Source organism: Streptomyces sp. WM6372 (genome assembly GCF_001279655.1).
Lineage (GTDB): Bacteria > Actinomycetota > Actinomycetes > Streptomycetales > Streptomycetaceae > Streptomyces.
The window spans coordinates 136,100-152,026 of the sequence record NZ_LGDB01000014.1 but is presented as its reverse complement, the minus strand read 5'-3'; the positions used below and the strand labels follow the sequence as shown (position 1 = coordinate 152,026).

The 15,927-nt window shown below is 74.2% G+C and carries 16 protein-coding genes; 11 read left to right on the top strand and 5 right to left on the bottom strand.

Annotated elements, in window-relative coordinates; genetic code table 11:
• Genes ADK52_RS03240 through ADK52_RS03230 form a run of 3 tightly spaced genes read left to right on the top strand, consistent with a single transcriptional unit; the run spans position 1 to position 3,123 of the window.
• Entirely contained in the window at positions 1-1,230 is a 1,230-nt protein-coding gene (locus ADK52_RS03240) for a glycosyltransferase (protein WP_078987896.1), read from the top strand.
• The gene (locus tag ADK52_RS03235) at positions 1,223-1,984 is read left to right on the top strand and encodes a lipopolysaccharide biosynthesis protein (RefSeq protein ID WP_078987881.1); all 762 of its coding nucleotides are present in this window, start codon (positions 1,223-1,225) and stop codon (positions 1,982-1,984) included. Before ADK52_RS03240 ends, ADK52_RS03235 begins: the two co-directional genes overlap by 8 nt.
• Positions 1,981-3,123: a GNAT family N-acetyltransferase gene (locus ADK52_RS03230; RefSeq protein WP_053688231.1), complete on the top strand. Its 1,143-nt coding sequence runs from the start codon at positions 1,981-1,983 to the stop codon at positions 3,121-3,123. The genes ADK52_RS03235 and ADK52_RS03230 overlap by 4 nt, the downstream gene beginning before the upstream one ends.
• Positions 3,124-3,128: 5 nt before the next feature.
• Here the strand turns inward: ADK52_RS03230 and ADK52_RS44730 are convergent, their stop codons facing one another.
• The gene (locus ADK52_RS44730) at positions 3,129-4,769 is read right to left on the bottom strand and encodes a glycosyl hydrolase (RefSeq protein ID WP_053688230.1); all 1,641 of its coding nucleotides are present in this window, start codon (positions 4,767-4,769) and stop codon (positions 3,129-3,131) included.
• Between the two features lie 294 nt (positions 4,770-5,063).
• Between ADK52_RS44730 and ADK52_RS03220 the strand changes: the two genes are divergently transcribed.
• The 5 genes from ADK52_RS03220 to ADK52_RS03200 all read left to right on the top strand — a co-directional run bounded on the left by ADK52_RS03220 (position 5,064) and on the right by ADK52_RS03200 (position 10,481).
• Positions 5,064-6,407 carry an ATP-grasp domain-containing protein gene (locus tag ADK52_RS03220; protein ID WP_420714790.1) on the top strand — a complete coding sequence of 448 codons (1,344 nt, stop codon included), beginning with the start codon at positions 5,064-5,066 and terminating at the stop codon, positions 6,405-6,407.
• Between the two features lie 91 nt (positions 6,408-6,498).
• Positions 6,499-7,776 (top strand): NAD(P)-binding domain-containing protein, encoded by a 1,278-nt coding sequence (locus ADK52_RS03215; protein ID WP_053688228.1) that lies wholly within the window; start codon positions 6,499-6,501, stop codon positions 7,774-7,776.
• Positions 7,777-7,794: 18 nt separating this feature from the next.
• A complete protein-coding gene (locus ADK52_RS03210) occupies positions 7,795-8,094 on the top strand; it encodes a hypothetical protein (RefSeq protein WP_053688227.1) in 300 nt (99 codons plus the stop codon).
• A 12-nt stretch (positions 8,095-8,106) separates the two neighbouring features.
• Positions 8,107-10,194, top strand: a complete 2,088-nt coding sequence (locus tag ADK52_RS03205) for a SpoIIE family protein phosphatase (protein WP_053688226.1) — start codon at positions 8,107-8,109, stop codon at positions 10,192-10,194.
• A 107-nt stretch (positions 10,195-10,301) separates the two neighbouring features.
• Positions 10,302-10,481 (top strand): hypothetical protein, encoded by a 180-nt coding sequence (locus tag ADK52_RS03200; RefSeq protein WP_053688225.1) that lies wholly within the window; start codon positions 10,302-10,304, stop codon positions 10,479-10,481.
• Between the two features lie 85 nt (positions 10,482-10,566).
• Here the strand turns inward: ADK52_RS03200 and ADK52_RS03195 are convergent, their stop codons facing one another.
• The gene (locus ADK52_RS03195) at positions 10,567-11,007 is read right to left on the bottom strand and encodes a DUF6299 family protein (protein WP_159045833.1); all 441 of its coding nucleotides are present in this window, start codon (positions 11,005-11,007) and stop codon (positions 10,567-10,569) included.
• A gap of 164 nt (positions 11,008-11,171) precedes the next feature.
• On the opposite strand from ADK52_RS03195, the gene ADK52_RS03190 reads away from it, so the two are divergent.
• A complete protein-coding gene (locus ADK52_RS03190; protein ID WP_053688223.1) occupies positions 11,172-11,780 on the top strand; it encodes a hypothetical protein in 609 nt (202 codons plus the stop codon).
• A gap of 56 nt (positions 11,781-11,836) precedes the next feature.
• On the top strand, positions 11,837-12,328 hold the full coding sequence (locus ADK52_RS03185; RefSeq protein WP_053688222.1) for a DUF5949 family protein: 492 nt from the start codon (positions 11,837-11,839) through the stop codon (positions 12,326-12,328).
• Positions 12,329-12,437: 109 nt separating this feature from the next.
• Here the strand turns inward: ADK52_RS03185 and ADK52_RS03180 are convergent, their stop codons facing one another.
• Together ADK52_RS03180 and ADK52_RS03175 are read right to left on the bottom strand one after the other, a co-directional pair.
• Positions 12,438-13,706, bottom strand: a complete 1,269-nt coding sequence (locus ADK52_RS03180) for a cytochrome P450 (protein WP_053688221.1) — start codon at positions 13,704-13,706, stop codon at positions 12,438-12,440.
• Between the two features lie 63 nt (positions 13,707-13,769).
• Positions 13,770-14,924 (bottom strand): low temperature requirement protein A, encoded by a 1,155-nt coding sequence (locus ADK52_RS03175; protein ID WP_053688220.1) that lies wholly within the window; start codon positions 14,922-14,924, stop codon positions 13,770-13,772.
• Between the two features lie 202 nt (positions 14,925-15,126).
• Here ADK52_RS03175 and ADK52_RS03170 point away from each other — a divergent pair, with 202 nt between their 5' ends.
• Positions 15,127-15,348, top strand: a complete 222-nt coding sequence (locus ADK52_RS03170) for a hypothetical protein (RefSeq protein ID WP_053688219.1) — start codon at positions 15,127-15,129, stop codon at positions 15,346-15,348.
• A 4-nt stretch (positions 15,349-15,352) separates the two neighbouring features.
• On the opposite strand, the gene mscL is transcribed toward ADK52_RS03170, so the two are convergent.
• A complete protein-coding gene (gene mscL, locus ADK52_RS03165; protein ID WP_053688218.1) occupies positions 15,353-15,916 on the bottom strand; it encodes a large conductance mechanosensitive channel protein MscL in 564 nt (187 codons plus the stop codon).
• Positions 15,917-15,927: the final 11 nt, after the last annotated feature.

Genomic DNA, 15,927 nt, shown 5'->3' with positions numbered 1-15,927 from the left:
CTGCGGGCGCTGCACATCATCACCGGGCTCGGGGTCGGCGGCGCCGAGCAGCAGCTCCGGCTGCTGCTGCGGCACATGCCGATGCGCTGCGACGTGCTCACGCTGACCAACCCCGGGCCGGTGGCCGAGGGCCTGCGGGCCGACGGGGTGCGGGTGGTGCACCTGGGGATGCGGGGAAACCGGGACCTGGGGGCGCTGCCGAGGCTGGTGCGGTTCATCCGGCGCGAGCAGTACGACCTCGTGCACACGCACCTGTACCGGGCCTGCGTGTACGGGCGGCTCGCGGCCCGGCTCGCCGGGGTCGGGACGACCGTGGCCACCGAGCACTCGCTCGGCGAGGGAGAGATCGAGGGCCGGCCGCTGACGGGCGGCGTGCGGGCGCTGTACCTGGCCAGCGAACGGCTGGGCGCGGCGACCGTGGCCGTGTCGGAGACCGTGGCGGCGCGACTGGAGGGCTGGGGGGTGCCGGCCGCGCGCGTGCACGTCGTACCGAACGGCATCGAGGCCGGCCGCTTCCGCTTCGACGAGGGGGTGCGCCGGGCCACCCGGGCCCGGACCGGGCTGCCGGAGCGGGCGTTCGTGGTCGGCGGGGTCGGGCGGCTGGTGCCGGGCAAGCGGTTCGACTCGCTGGTGCGGGCGGTGGCGGCGCTGCCGGGAGCGCACCTGCTGCTGGCCGGGGAGGGTCCGGAGCGGGCGTCGCTGCGGCGGCTCGCCGCGGAGCTGGGCGCGCAGAGCCGGGTCCACCTGCTGGGGGAGCGGGACCCGCTCGGTGACAGCGCGGACGGGCGGACGCCCGGGATCCCGGCACTGCTGGCCGCCATGGACGTGTTCGTGTCGCCGTCGCGGGAGGAGGCGTTCGGGCTGGCGGTGGTGGAGGCGCTGGCCGCGGGGCTGCCGGTGCTGCACGTCACCTGTCCGGCGATCGACGACCTCCCGGCCGCGGAGGCGCCCGGGGCGCGGCGGATCGGGACCGGGACGGAGGAACTGGTCGCCGCCCTGCGCGGGCACATGGAGGCGGGAGCGCGGCGTCTGCCCCAGCCCCCGGTGGCCCGCCGCTACGACATCGCCCGCAGCGCGGAGCGCCTCCTCGCGGTCTACGCCCTGGCCCTGCCGGGGTCCCGTCCCGCCCCGACGCCGGGGGGCGCCTCGATCGACGCACCACCGACGGGGTCCCCCGAGCGGGGGACCGAAACCACTCCCACCCCTCCAGGAAGGCACGTACATGGCTGACACCGCCGATCAGAAGAAGGCCGAGAAGGCCGAGAAGAAGGCCGAGAGGAAGGGCGACCAGAGGAAGGCCGATCAGAGGAAGACCGACCGCCGCCGTCGCAAGGTGCGGCTGCTGCCGCCGCCCGCCTGGTGGCCGTTGCCCGCCGCCGCCGTGCTGGGGCTGGCCGCGGGCGGGGCGTACGGGGTGCTGAAGGCCCCCGAGTACGCCGCCACCAGCTACGTCGTCGCGGTCCCGAACGAGACGACCGAGCCGGCCACCGCCCTCGGCTTCGCCCAGGCGTACGCCCGCATCGCCACCAGCAGTTCCACCCTCGCGTACGCCCAGCCGCGCGCGGGCATCAGCGCCGGACGGCTCCGTACGCAGGTGCGCGCCGAGACCTCCCCCGAGTCGCCGATGATCGCCATCACGGGGACGTCGAAGAGCGCGGCCGAGGCCGCCGACATCGCCAACGCCGTAGCCGACGCGCTCTCGCTGAGCAGCAATCAGGCCGCCAAGAACACCGGCGTCCAGCTGCTGCTGTTCAACCAGGCCGTCGCGCCGAGCGAGCCCGCCTCGCCGTCCGCCGCCATCAGCGGGGCCGTCGGGCTGTGCGCCGGCGGGCTGCTCGGCGGACTGTGGCTGCTCGCCCGGCCCGCCGGCCGCACCCGGCGGCCCGAGGAGCAGCTCCTCGCCGGGCCCGTCGTCGAGGAGTACGCCTCCCTGCCCGCCCAGGGCGACCACACCGAGACCAAGGAGAAGGAGTCCGTGCGATGACCACGGGCTCCACCGGGGCCCTGTCGGTGACGCTGTGCCGCGACCCCCGGCAGTTCGCCGCGCTGGAAGAGCCGTGGAACCGGCTCTTCCGGGCCTGTCCCACCGCCACCCCGTTCCAGAGCCACGCCTGGCTGCACTCCTGGTGGCTCTCCTACGGCCGGGACGGGCGGCTGCGGATCGTGCTCGTACGGCGGGGCGGGGAACTCGTCGGCGCGTGCGCGCTGATGCTCGTCCACCGGCCGCTGCCGCTCCTGGTGCCGCTCGGCGGCGGCATCACCGACTACTTCGACGTCCTGGTGGCCGCCGAGTACGCCGACCAGGTCGTCCCGGCGCTGGCCCACGGCCTGCACCGGGCCGCCCGCGGCGCGGTCGTCGACCTGCGCGAGGTACGGCCCGGGGCCGCCGCCGAGGCGCTGTACGGCCAGTGGCCGGGGATCCGGAGCAAGCTCACCGACTCCACCTGCATGGAGCTGCCCGCGCTGCCCTTCGACGAGCTCGTGAAGCGGATGCCGGCCTCCGGTGCCCAGCGGGTCCGGGCCAAGCTGCGCAAGACCGACGCGGCCGGGATCGAGGAGCACGAGGTCACCGAGCAGGAGGTGCCGCGCGCCGTACGGACGCTGCTGCAGCTCCACGAGAAGCAGTGGCGCGGGCGCGGGGTGACCCCGGAGCACCTCAGGCCCCGCTTCGCCGAGCACCTGACCCGGGCCACCCGGCGGATGGTGCGGGTCGGCGAGGGCCGGCTGACCGAGTTCCGGCTGGACGGGAAGGTGGTGGCCGCCAACGTCACCCTGCTGTCGGGGGCGCTCAGCGGCGGCTACCTGTACGGGGCCGACCCGGACCTGCGGACCCGGAAGGTGGACGTGGCCACGCTGCTGCTGCGCTACGAGGCGGGCCGCGCCCTGGCGGAGGGCCGCCCGGTGGTGAGCTTCCTGCGCGGCAACGAGCCGTACAAGAACCACTGGCGGCCCGAGACCGTCGTCAACCAGCGGTTCCTGCTGGCCAGGACGGCGCTCGCGCCCCTGCTCCGCCTGCACGAATCGCAGGTGACGGGGCGCGAGCGGGCGGTGGACGCGCTGCGCGAGGCGCTGCCGGCCGCCAGGGACTGGCGGGCGCGGCTCAACGAACTGCGGGTCCGATGACGGCTCTACCAGGGCCAGAAGCCGGAGTCCTTGCCCCAGTCGATCTTGACGCAGACCGACTGCTTTCCGACCAGCTTGGAGAGCCACTCGCCGAAGTTGACCGGCACGCACCACTCCGTGCTGTTGGTGGGCGGATCGGCCGGCTCGGGCTTCGGCACGACCGGGACCGGGACCGGGACCGGGACCGGGGGCAGCACCGGCGACGGCTCCGGGACCGGAACGGGGACCGGGACCGGGTCCTGACTCGGGCTCGGGGCCATCGGCGAGGGCACGGGGTCGGGAGCCGGCTCGGCGGAGGGGCTCTCGGGAGCCGGGACCTGCGGGCTCGGCTCGACCGGCTCCGGGGACACCGGGACCGGGACCGGTGCCGGTGCCGGGACCTCGGGCGACGGAACGGCCGGCGAGGGGACGGGCACCGGCTCGGGCACCGGCTCGGGGGCGGGTACGGGGCTCGTGCCGGGGCTCGTGCTGGGAGTCTCGGGGGAGGGGACCGGCACCGGGATCTGCGGGCTCGGGACCACCGGCGAGGGCACGGGGACCTCGGGGGTCGGGATCTCGGGCGTCGGGATCGACGGGGTCGGGATGACCGGGGTCGGCACCACCGGGGTCGGGATGACCGGGGTCGGGATCACCGGCGTCGGGATCACCGGGGTCGGGATCACCGGGCCCGGCCGCTCGGGTGCGAGCGCGGCCCGGAAGGCCTTCGCGGACCGGGGGTTCTGCTTGCACTGCCACACGCCGTGCGGGCAGTAGTCGGTGATGGTGTGGTAGAGCGGCTTGTGCTGCTCGATCCACTTCAGCATGCGCTGCACGTACACCGGGTTGTCCCCGTGCCGGAACAGCCCCCACTCCGGGTACGAGATCTCTTTGCCGTGCGCTTTCGCGAAGTCGACGTGCTGCTGGAGCCCGTACGGCTGGCTGACCATCTCGTCGAAGGTCTTGCCGGGAGCCTGGTCGTACGAATCCATGCCGACGACGTCGACCACGTCGTCGCCCGGGTAGCAGGTGGTCCAGCCGATCGCGTCCGACCCGCGGTTGGGGGCGAAATCGAACTTGAACTCCTGTCCGGGGACGGAGCGCATCGTGTTGACGATGCGGTTCCAGTACTCCTTCCAGCCCTCCGGGTCCGGCGCGCAGCGGTGCGTGTACGTGGCGCCGTTCATCTCCCAGCCCAGCACGATCACCGTGTCCGGGACGCCCAGCTCCACCAGCCGGTGGGCGAGCTTCTCGAAGTGGTGGTCGAACCGTCCCTCCGCGCCCGCCCGGATCAGCCGGGCCACCTCGCGGTCGGGGACGTGGTCCTCGTTGCGCTCCTGCATGGGCACGTTGAGGACGAAGAGCCGGTCCGCCTTGGCCCGCCGCCACTGGGCCCAGGCCTCCAGGAAGTCGGGGTTCTCGATGCGGGCCCACCGGTCTCCGGGCAGATAGGTGTGCCCGACGCGGATCTCCTTGCCGCCCAGCCAGCGCGACAGGTGCGGGATCCGGGCGACTCCGGTCTGGCCGGAGTCGAGAAACGCGCCCATGGCGATGTCGGAACCCTTGGGCTGCTCCTTCTCGGGGGCCGCGAGCGCGGCTCCGGTGGCGAGCAGTCCGGCCGTCACCGTACCGATGCAGGTGCTCGCCAGTCGGCGGTGTGGTCTGGGCATGGCGTCTCCCGAACTTTCCTGAATCGGTGTGCTTGTCAAAGACGTTAGGCATCACATCTGACGAATGGCCTGTCCGGTGACCGCCGCGTAGGCCATTCGCAGCTGCGTATCCTCCCCGCTTGGTCCGACTAGGTGAAAGACACCGTTCCCATGCACGCGTTCGACGGCCATGTGCCCGCAGTAGTGCTCAGACTCGATCGGAATCCGTTCCACCACGGAACCCTCGGCGCCGTCAGATCGCTCGGGCGCAGGGGCGTGGAGGTCCATGCCGTCGTCGAGGCCGGGGGAGGTCCCATGGGGCGTTCGCGCTACCTGCGCGCCGCACATCCCGGGCCGGCCGGGGGGTTGGACCCCGAGGCCCCGGAGACGCTGCTGGAGTGCCTCGTCGGGGTGTCGGAGCGGATCGGCAGGCCGGCGGTGCTCGTGGCGATGGACGACCTGAGCGCCATCGCCGTCGCGCGGATCGCGCCGATGCTCGACGGGCGGTTCCGGATCCCCCATCAGCCCGACGGGCTGCCGGCCCGGGTGGCGGACAAGGCGGAGCTGTCGCGGCTGTGCGCGCGCTGGGACATCCCGCACCCGGAGACGGTGATCCCGGCGAGCGGGGCCGAGGCGGCGGAGGCCGCGTGGCGGCTCGGCCTGCCGGTGGTGGCCAAGTGGAGCCGGCCCTGGCTGCTGCCCGCGGGCGCCGGACTGCGCAGCACCACGCTCGTGCACACCGCCGCCGAGGCGCGCCGGCTGTACGAGCGCACGGAGGAGGCCGGGAGCCGGCTGCTGCTCCAGCGGTTCCTGCCGGCCGGGACGGACACCGACTGGTTCTTCCACGGCGCGTTCGGCCGGGGCGGGCACCCGCTGCTCGCGGGGTCGGGCCGCAAGGAGCTGTCCTGGCCGGTGCGGACGGGGCTGACGGCGGTGGGGCGCTGGCTGCCGGATCCGGCGGTGGAGGAGGCGGGGCTGCGGCTCGCCCGGCGGCTGGGCTACCAGGGGATCCTGGACCTGGACTTCCGCCGGGACGAGAAGGGCTGTTTCCGGCTGGTGGACTTCAACCCCCGGCCGGGCGCGCAGTTCCGGCTGTTCACGGACGCGGGCGGGCTGGACGTGGTCCAGGCGATGTACCTGGACCTGACGGGTCAACGGGTCCCGGAGTCCGCGGGCGGTCCGGGCCGGGTGTTCGTCGCGGAGAACTACGCCCTGCTGGCGGCGGTCCGCGGCCGCCAACTCCCGTGGCGCTCCGCGGCGGGCGGCCGGGACGCCGTCCCCGCTCCGGCGCGGGCCGAGGACACCGGGGCCGGGCAGGGCAGCACCGCGGGCGAGCGGGCGGGCGGCGAGCGGCCCGGCGGCGCGCGGCCCGGGCCCGTACGGGTGGCGCCGCGCGCGGAGCGGGAGCGGGTGGAGGCGGCCTGGTTCGCCGCCGACGACCCGATGCCGTTCTTCGCGATGCTCGCCGCCTTCCTCGGCCGGGGCGCGGGGAAGGGCGCGCGCGCCCTGCGCGGTGTTCCGGCCCACGGCCGGCGCACGGCCCGCGCCGTGGTGCGCGCCCCGCGCCAGCGCGCCCGCGATCTGACCCCGCCGGCCGCCCCGGCCGCGCCGACCACCCCGGCCGCCTCCGCCGAACCGGACGAGCTGGTGACCCGATGACGCCCCGCCACCCGCCTCCGCCCCCGCCCACCGCTGGAGGCCCGGGCAGGGGCGCGGGGCCCATGAGACTGGAGGGACAGCGGTGACGCGGATGGACGATCTCGTCGTGGTCGGCGCCGGGCCGTACGGGCTGTCGATCGCCGCGCACGCGGCGGCGGCCGGGCTCGGCGTACGGGTGCTCGGACGCCCCATGGCCTCGTGGCGGGACCACATGCCCGAGGGCATGTACCTGAAATCGGAGCCCTGGTCCTCCAACCTGTCCGCGCCCGACGGCCGGCGCACCCTCGCCGCGTACTGCGCCGGGCGCGGCATGGCGGCCGAGCACGGCAGCCCGCTGCCGATCGACGTGTTCAGCTCGTACGGCATGTGGTTCGCCCGGCACGCCGTGCCCGAGGTGGAGGAGGTGACGGTCACCGAGGTCTCCCCGCAGGGCGACGGCTTCCTGGTCCGCACCGCCGAGGGGCCGCCGCTGCTCGCCCGGACGGTCGCGCTCGCCGTAGGGGTGATGCCGTTCGTCCACCTCCCCGGGCCGCTGCGGGAGCTGCCCCCCGGGCACTGCTCGCACAGCAGCGGCCACCGCGACCTGGCCCGGTTCGCCGGCCGGGAGGTCGCCGTGATCGGGGCCGGGCAGGCGGCCCTGGAGACGGCCGCCCTGCTGGCGGAGAACGGGGCCCGGCCCTGCCTGGTCGCCCGCCGCTCCCGGCTGAACTGGAACACCGTGCCCCAGCCGCTGGAGCGCCCGGTGTTGCGCGCCCTGCGCGATCCGCACAGCGGCCTCGGCACCGGCTGGCGCAGCTGGGTGTGGTCGGAGCTGCCCTGGGCGGTGCGCCGGCTGCCCGCGCCGACCCGGGAGCGGATCGCGGCGACCGCGCTCGGGCCCGCCGGGGCCTGGTGGCTGCGGGACCGCTTCGAGCGGAGCGTCCCGGTGCTGCTCGGGCACCGGCTGCACCGGGCGGTGGCGGTGGGCGGCGGGCGGACCCGGCTCGGGCTGACCACCGCGGCCGGGGAGTCGGTCGTACTGGACGTCGCGCACGTCGTCGCGGCCACCGGGTTCACCCCGCACCTGGGGCGCCTGGAGCTGCTGGACGCCCGGCTGCGGGCCGTCCTGGACACCGTCGGGGACGGCGGCACGCCGGAGCTGAGCGCCGGTTTCGAGTCCTCGTGGCCGGGACTGTTCTTCGCGGGGCTGCTGACGGCTCCCTCATTCGGCCCTTCCATGCGATTCGTGCACGGTGCGGGGTTCACGGCGGGGAGACTGGTTGCAGGAGTCCGAAAGCGCCTCGGCTCCCGGGGCAGGCCGGCGGGCTCCACCGGGACCGTACGGACCGACCGGGCCGGTGCCGGGCATCCGAAGACGTCTCTGCGGTGAGGTCGAGAGGGGACCGCGATGAGTGCGGAGCAGCGAGCGCAGGGCGGCCGTGGCTGGGTGCGCATTCCCGCGAGCCGGGCGGAGCAGCCCGGCGCGGCCAGGCCCGGCGCGAGGCCCGCGCCGAGGCCGGCGGTCAAGCCCGCCGCCTCGCCGTACGCCCCTCCCGCCCACACCGCTCCCGGGCACGCGGCACCGGACCAGCCGACGATCTACCTCTCCCTCGTCAAGCGCTGGCAGGAGGCCGGGCGCACCCTTCCGGGGCATCCTGACGAGGAGTGGGAGCGGTTGATCTCCCAGCCGTGCTGGCCCGGCCGTTAGGTGGTGTGTCTCGTGGCAGCGGCGGAGCGCGACAGATCCGGGCAGGGCAGCCGGGACCCCGTGACGGGGCCCGGCGAGCGGCTCGCGCTGAACGGCATGGGCAGCTTCGAGTGGGACCTGGCCGCCGGGACGCTGACGCTCGACGAGTCCGGGCTCGTGGTCTTCGACCTGGAGCGCGAGGAGTTCGACGACACCCCGGAGACGCTGGGGCTGCGGATCCCGGCCGACGACGGCGCCCGGCTGGCGGAGTCCACGCAGGCCGCCCTGGACGACGGCCTGGAGACGTACGGCTCGTACTTCACCGTGCAGCGGCGCGACGGCGTCGACCAGTGGACGCACACGCAGGGCCGGATCCTGCGCGACGCCGACGGGCAGGCCCTGCGGATCGTCGGGATCGTACGGGACGCGACGGCCGAACTCGCGCACGCCACCGTGCTGCGGAAGCTGGAGTCCGCGCGGGCCCAGCAGGCCACGATCGTGCAGCGGACGACGGAGGCCCTGTCGCGGGCGGTGACGGTCGACGACGTCACGGCCACGCTGACCGGGGCGGGGGCGCTGGAGCGGCTCGGCGCGGACGGTCTGGCCCTGGGGCTGGTCGAGAACGGCGCCATCAAGATCATCGCGCTGAGCGGGGAGTCGCTGGAGATCCTCAGCGAGCGGCGGTTCACCCGGCTGGACGGCTCGCTGCCGCTGTCGCAGGCGGTCCTCACCCGCAAGGCGCGGTTCGTCACCTCCCTCACCGACCTCGCGGGCGAGTTCCCGCTGCTCGCGGACTACCTGCGCCGGATCCGCTTCGACGCCGCCGCCTACCTGCCGCTGATCGCGCAGGCCAAGGCCATCGGCGGGCTGGTGCTGTTCTACCGGCGGCGCACCGAGTTCAGCCCCGAGGAGCGCAACCTCTGCCTGGGCCTCGCCGGCATCGTGGCGCAGTCCCTCCAGCGGGCGCTCCTGTTCGACCAGGAGCGGGAGTTCGCCACGGGCCTGCAGGCCTCGATGCTGCCGCGCCGGATCCCCGAGATCAGCGGCGGGGAGATCGCGGTGCGCTACCACTCCGCGTGGAGCGGGCGGGAGGTCGGCGGGGACTGGTACGACGTGATCGCGCTGCCGCGCGACCGGGTCGGCATCGTCGTCGGCGACGTACAGGGCCACGACACGCACGCGGCGGCGATCATGGGCCAGCTGCGGATCGCGCTGCGGGCGTACGCGGGCGAGGGCCATCCGCCGTCCACCGTCCTGGCCCGGGCCTCCCGCTTCCTGGCCGAACTGGACACCGAGCGCTTCGCGACCTGCATGTACGCACAGGTGGACCTGGAGACCGGCGGCGTACGGGCGGTCCGCGCGGGCCATCTCGGGCCGCTGATCCGGCACACGGACGGGCGTACGGGCTGGCCCAACGTACGGGGCGGACTGCCGCTCGGGCTGGCCTCGGTGTTCGAACAGGAGGACTTCCCCGAGACCCGGCTCGACCTGGTCCCCGGGGAGACGCTGGTGCTGTGCACCGACGGCCTGGTCGAGGAGCCCGGCACCGCCATCACCCAGGGCATGGAGGCCCTCGCCCACGCCGTGCGCAGCGGCCCGCAGGAGGCGGGGGCGCTCGCCGACCACCTGTCGGACCGGCTCTGGGAGCGCTGGGGCTCCGGGGACGACGTGGCCCTGCTGGTGCTGCGCCGGGCACCCGACCCGGGCACCCACCGGGCCCCGCGGATCCACCAGTACATCCACCAGGCGGACCCGGAGGGCCTCTCGGAGGCCCGCTACGCCCTGCGCCAGGCCCTGCGCGACTGGGGCATGCCGGAGCTCGCCGACGACGTGGAACTGGCCGCCGGGGAACTGCTGGTCAACGCCCTGCTGCACACGGACGGCGGGGCGGTGCTGACCATGGAGGTGCTGCCGGAGCCGGTCCGGCGGATCCGGCTGTGGGTGAAGGACCGTTCCAGCGTCTGGCCGCGCCGGCGCACCCCGGGGGAGGCCGCGACCACCGGGCGCGGGCTGCTGCTGGTGGACGCGCTGGCCACGCACTGGGGCGTGGAGTCCCGGGGCGACGGCAAGGCGGTGTGGTGCGAGTTCGACGTCGCGGGCACGGCGCGGAGCGTCGGGTGATCCCGTACCGGACGGCGACCGCACCATCACTGCGAGTTGCGGCATGCGGGGACCGGAGTGATGATGCGGTCCATGGAACGGACGACCACACGGACCGGGACCCCGCCGTGCACCGGCTGAACAAGCGGCCGGGCAGGGGGGCCACGACCGCTCTCCTCGCGCTGCTCCTGCTGGCCGCCGGCGTACCGGCGGCCGTGCACCGTACGGCCGGGCGTCCGCACACGGATCCCGGTTGCCGGACCGTCGCGTTCATGTCGATGACCGGCGTGGCCCCCGCCTGCCGGTAGCGGCGGCTGCCGGCGGCGGGCGGATCCGGTCGGCCGGGCGGGGGCCCGGCGGGGGCCCGGAGCGGGCCCGGGGCTCAGCGGTGGCTCAGCGGTGCTTCTCCTCCAGCCAGATGTCCCGCTCGGTCTGCGCCAGGTAGGACACGCGCACGGCGAATCCGGAGTGCAGGCTCGCCGCCTGGAGCCGGGCCTCCGCGCCGGCCGCGCCCGGGTGCACCTTCACCAGCTCCAGCGACGCGGAGGCGGACCACTCGTGCTCCTGTCCGTCGCAGTCGGCCTCCTCGCCGCCGAAGCCCAGACGGGTCGAGTCCTGGGCGAGCGTGATCTGGATCTGCACCCCACGGGGTGACGAGGGCTCGCACCGGTAGGTCCCGAAAAGGGTGACGTGGCCGTCTTCGGAAATGTGACCGACTTCCTGTACGGAAATCTCATTGTCGTGGGAGCGGGCGTCGGCCGGCGCGGTGAACGCGGTCGCGGCGGCCAGTGCCGAAAGTACCGTCACGGCCAGGCGGCGGGTGGAAACTCGCATGAATCCTCCATGGGGGGTGGGTCGGCACAAAAGCGCCGAAACGCATTGTGCTGGCAGATGGCGGGCAACTCCTTCCGCACACTCGTGTCGGTGTGTGCAATTGCCCGCTCGGGCGCGTGAGACTGGCCGGAATAACTCTCCGAAGGTCCCCGAAGGGATCACGCATGCGCCAGTCCGCTTCCGTCCTCGCCGCCGCCCTCCTGCCCCTGCTGCTGTTCGGTTCCACGGCCTGCTCCGGCGCCCCCGAGGGGGCCGCGCTCGCCCCCGCCGCGGCGCCCGCCGTCCCGGTGGACGACGGCGCGCCCGGGGCCGGGGAGGATCCGGCGGCCGGGGCCCCGGGGGCGGCCCGGGCCGCTTCGAGGGATGCCCATGTGGGCGAACCCGTACGGGTGCGCGGCCGCCAGGTGGGCCGGCACCTGCAAGCCGTGCTCAACGCGTACGTCGACCCGGCCGTCAGCGTCGAGAAGGACTACGCCCCGCCCGCGGGCAAGCGCTGGGTGGCCGCCTCGATGTCGTTCGTCAACGTCGGCGGGGACTCGTACGGGGACCTCGGGCAGATGTGGGCGCACGACAGTGCGGGCGGCCGTCACCCGGTGGTGCCGACCGGCGAACTGACCACCGGAAAGCCCCTCGTCTTCGAATCCCTCGCCGTAGGCCAGCGGGCCGAGGGATGGGTGGTGTTCGAAATCCCGGAAAAGGCGCGCATTGTGCGGCTCCAGTACCAGGACGCGAACATTCAGGCGAATTCCGGAGAGGGATTCTGGGTCGTATAGCCCGCGCGGGTGAAAGGCCGAAAAGGCGCGGCGGAGAGAGCACTAGGGTGCGGCGCATGACTTCAACTCAAGCCGAAACCGACCGGTCCCACCTCGGCACCCTTTCCGTGCTCGCCTGGATCGGCGACCCCTCCGAGGGCCACGACATCCCGTACCTGCTCGCCTACACCCTCGGCGACGGGCCGCAGGGGCGGGAGGCCGGCGAGACGGCCGCCCGCGGGCTGCTGGAGGAGATCGGTCTGCCCATCGGTGACGTGGTCATGGACGGCACCCGCAACCCGGCCGGCTTCCCCGTGCAGATCGTCCTCGCGGACAACCAGGTCGCATTGACCCTGCCGGGGCTGAACGCGACCTGCACCGCCCCGGACGAGTGGGTCGCCGCGGCCAACGAGAGCGGCCAGGCCTACTTCCTGTTCGCGACGCGCGCCTGGCCCGAGGCCGTCCCGGGCCAGCCGGTCGACCCGAAGACCCTCCAGGAGTTCGCGGGCGACGAGTCCGTGCTCACGGGCAGCGCCCACTGCGTGCTCGCGGTGCAGCGCCTCCGGTAGGGGCACTTCCGGGGATCCGCTCCCGGGGATCCGCTCCCGGGATCCCGGGGATCCCCTCTCCGCTCCGGCCGCCGGGCTCCCAGCCCGCCCGGTGGCCGGCCGCGTCCCCTCAGGGGCGCTCGAAGGCGAACTTGAGCGAGCGGACCCGGTTGTCGAAGTTCGAGCCGGCCAGGTCCGGCAGCCCCACCGCCCGCAGCCCCACCGGCCGGGTCAGCAGCTCGCGGAACAGGGCCTTCATCTCCACCCGGGCCAGGTGCGCGCCCAGGCAGAAGTGCGGGCCGCCGCCGCCGAAGCCCAGGTGCGGATTGGGCGAGCGGGTGATGTCGAAGGCGTCGGGGTCGGGGAAGACCGCCTCGTCGCGGTTGGCGGAGGCGTAGTACAGCACCACCTTGTCGCCGGGCCGGAACAGATGCCCGCCCAGGGTGTGTTCGGCGGCCACCGTCCGGCGGAACTGGATGATCGGTGTCGAGTGGCGGATCATCTCGTCCACCGCGCCGTCCGCGTACGTCTCGAAGTCCCCGAGCAGCAGGTCCCGTTGGGCGGGGTGGTCGGTCAGCAGGGTCAGCCCGTGGGTGATCGCGTTGCGCGTGGTCTCCACCCCGGCCACCATCAGCAGCGAGAAGAACGCGCCGAGCTGGCGGGCGTTCAGCGCCTGCCCGTCCACGTCCGCGGTGACCAGGGCCGAGATCAGGTCACCGGTGGGGTTCTTGCGCCGCTCCCGGCCGATGCCCGCGACCATCCGCTGCATCTTGGCCAGGGCCCGCAGCCCGCGCCCGGGCATCCGCAGCCGCGAGGCCAGGCCCCGCTCGACGCCGATGTTCTCCGAGGCGTGGTTGACGCGGTCGGCGATCTCGGCGCGGTAGCGCTCCGGGATCCCCATCATGTTGCAGATGACCTCCAGCGGCAGCCGGGAGGCCACGGCCGTGACGAACTCGTCGGGCTCCTGCGCCAGTACGTCGTCCACGATCCGGGCGGCCACGGCGTGGACGTCCGCCTCGGCCGCCGCCAGCAGCCGCGGGGTGAACGCCCGCTGCACGATCTTGCGCAGCCGGGCGTGGTCCGTGCCGTCCAGGTTGACCATCGAGTCCCCGAACAGCGCCCGCACCCACCGGGCCGGCTCGGGCGTGGTCACCCCGGGCGCGCTGGCGAACACCTTGGGCAGCCGGCTCGCCTCCTGCACGTCCGCGTGCCGTACGAGGGCCCAGTGCCCGCGGCCCTTGCCCTCGGGCACGTAGACCGGGGAGTCCAGGGCCCGCAGCCGGGCGAACGCCGCCAGCCGCGCCGCCGGGGGCTGCTGCCAGAACGCCGGGTCGGCGAGCTCCCCGTACTCCGCCACCGCCGCGCCCGTGTCCGCGTACCGCTGTACCGGGACCTTCATCGTTTCTTCTCCCTGTCGCCGGCGCGCTCGCCATGGCCGCCGCGGCCGTGCCGCCCGCCGTCCTCACGCACCAGAACGCTCCCGGTCGGCCAAGGTCACGCCCACCGCGACGGCGGCCGAGGCGATCAGCCCGGCCCACAGCACCGCCTGAGCGCCGGTCCACGCGCAGGCGAGGATCGCCAGCGCCGTGGACGGCAGTACCAGTTGCTGGGCCGTACCGCGTTTGAAGTGGCGGGAGTGCAGGAGCCAGACGAAGGCCAGGAAGAGCGCCGCCGGGACGCACACCGCGAGGTTGGCGGACAGGGCCGAGACGTGGGCCTTGCCGACCGCGTGCTCGATCGCCACTTCGATGCCGGCGCCGATGGCCGCGGCCGACGCGAAGATCACGTAGTGCCCGTACCCCCACGGGATGGCCTCGCGGTTGCCCCGCAGCCGGTCGTGCGCGGGGACCGCGAAGTAGATCCACCAGGCCGCGAAGACCAGCAGCAGCCCGCCGGCGGCGATCGGCAGCAGCTCGCCCAGCGCCTCGTGCTCGTCGATCGCGGACTGGACCGCGACCGTGCTGGCAGCGATGGTCTCGCCGAGCACGATGATGGTGAACAGGCCGTACCGCTCGGCGATGTGGTGCGGATGCCACTGGGTCTGGTAGCTGCGCTCGGCGACGGCCGGGATCAGCAGCTCGACCATCACCAGGATCAGGAACAGCCACCTGCGGGAGTGCTCGGGGGCGGCGAGCAGCGCCACCCAGCCGGCCTGGCAGACCAGCAGACCGATCGCGTACGTGAGCGCGGTGCGCCGGGCCGCCCCCTGCTCCCCGGCGGCGGCGCGCAGCCACTGCACGGTGAGCGCGAGCCGCATCACCACGTAGCCGAGGACGCAGATGGTCCAGTCGTTGTCGTTGAAGGCGCGCGGGATCCCCGCCGCGTAGATGAGCACGCCGGCGATCTGCACGAGGGTCGCGATCCGGTACGGCACGTCGTCGACGTCGTAGGCGGAGGCGAACCACGTGAAGTTCATCCAGGCCCACCACACCCCGAAGAACACGAAGAGGAAGCCGGCGATGCCGTCGCCGACATGGCCCTCGGCGAGCGCGTGGACGAGCTGACGGCCGGCCTGCGCCACGGCGACGACGAAGCAGAGGTCGAAGAACAGCTCCAGCGGGGTCGAGGCCCGGTGGCTCTCGTGCCGGCTGCGGGAGGTCATCCGTACGTACGTCATACCGCACAGGACAGCAGCCGTACGCCGGCCGGCTGGCGAGGCGCGCGGCCGGAGCCCCAGACCTACGCACTGTGGGCGACGGGACCTTGTCCTTGCCGCCCGCGCGACGTTCTCCTCTGATGCCGGGGGCCGCCGGGGCGGAGCCTGGAGGGGGCAGGGGCAGGGGCGCGGGCGCCGGCGGGGGCGGCCGTACCCTGGAGGCATGAGCAGCGCCCCCGCCTCCGACCCGCAGTCCTCGCAGCCCGAACCCCGGCCCGAGGCCGTCCCCGCGGCGCGGCCCAAGCCCCGGCTCGTCTTCGACGACCCGCTGGACCAGCAGTCCTCGGACGACACCGACCGCGGGTGGGGCGAGCGGCCGGCCTCCGCCGGGAGCGCGGCCGACCTGGCCCGCTTCCTCGACGAGAAGCCGCCGCACCACGTCTGACCTGCTAGTACCCCGAGCCGGGGTGGCCGTACTGGCCGCCCTGGCCACCCTGGCCGCCATACCCGCCCTGGCCACCCTGGCCGCCGTACCCGCCCTGGCCGCCCTGGCCATTCTGGCCGCGCTGGGCGATGAGCTCGTCCCGGATCTCCTTGAGGACCACCAGCTCGGTGATCTCCATGGTCTCCTGGACGCCCTCCCTGGCCCGGCGGCGCTGCTCCATCCTGGCCAGGTACTTCGCCATCGGCAGCACCATCAGGAAGTAGACGACCGCGGCGGTGATCAGGAAGGTCAGGGCGGCGTTCAGCACCGAGCCCCAGAGGATGTTCACGCCGATGGCGTCCCCCTTCGCGTCGATGCCGCAGGGGCCCTTCAGGCAGGACGTGTAACCGTCCAGGCTCTTCGTGCCGATGGCGCCGACCAGCGGGCTGATGATCCCCTTCACCACCGAGTTCACGATGTTCGTGAACGCGGCGCCGATGACGACCGCCACCGCCAGGTCGACCACGTTGCCGCGCATCAGGAAGGCCTTGAAGCCTGCCAGGACGCTCTCCTTCTTCTTCTCGCTCACCACTGAGCCTC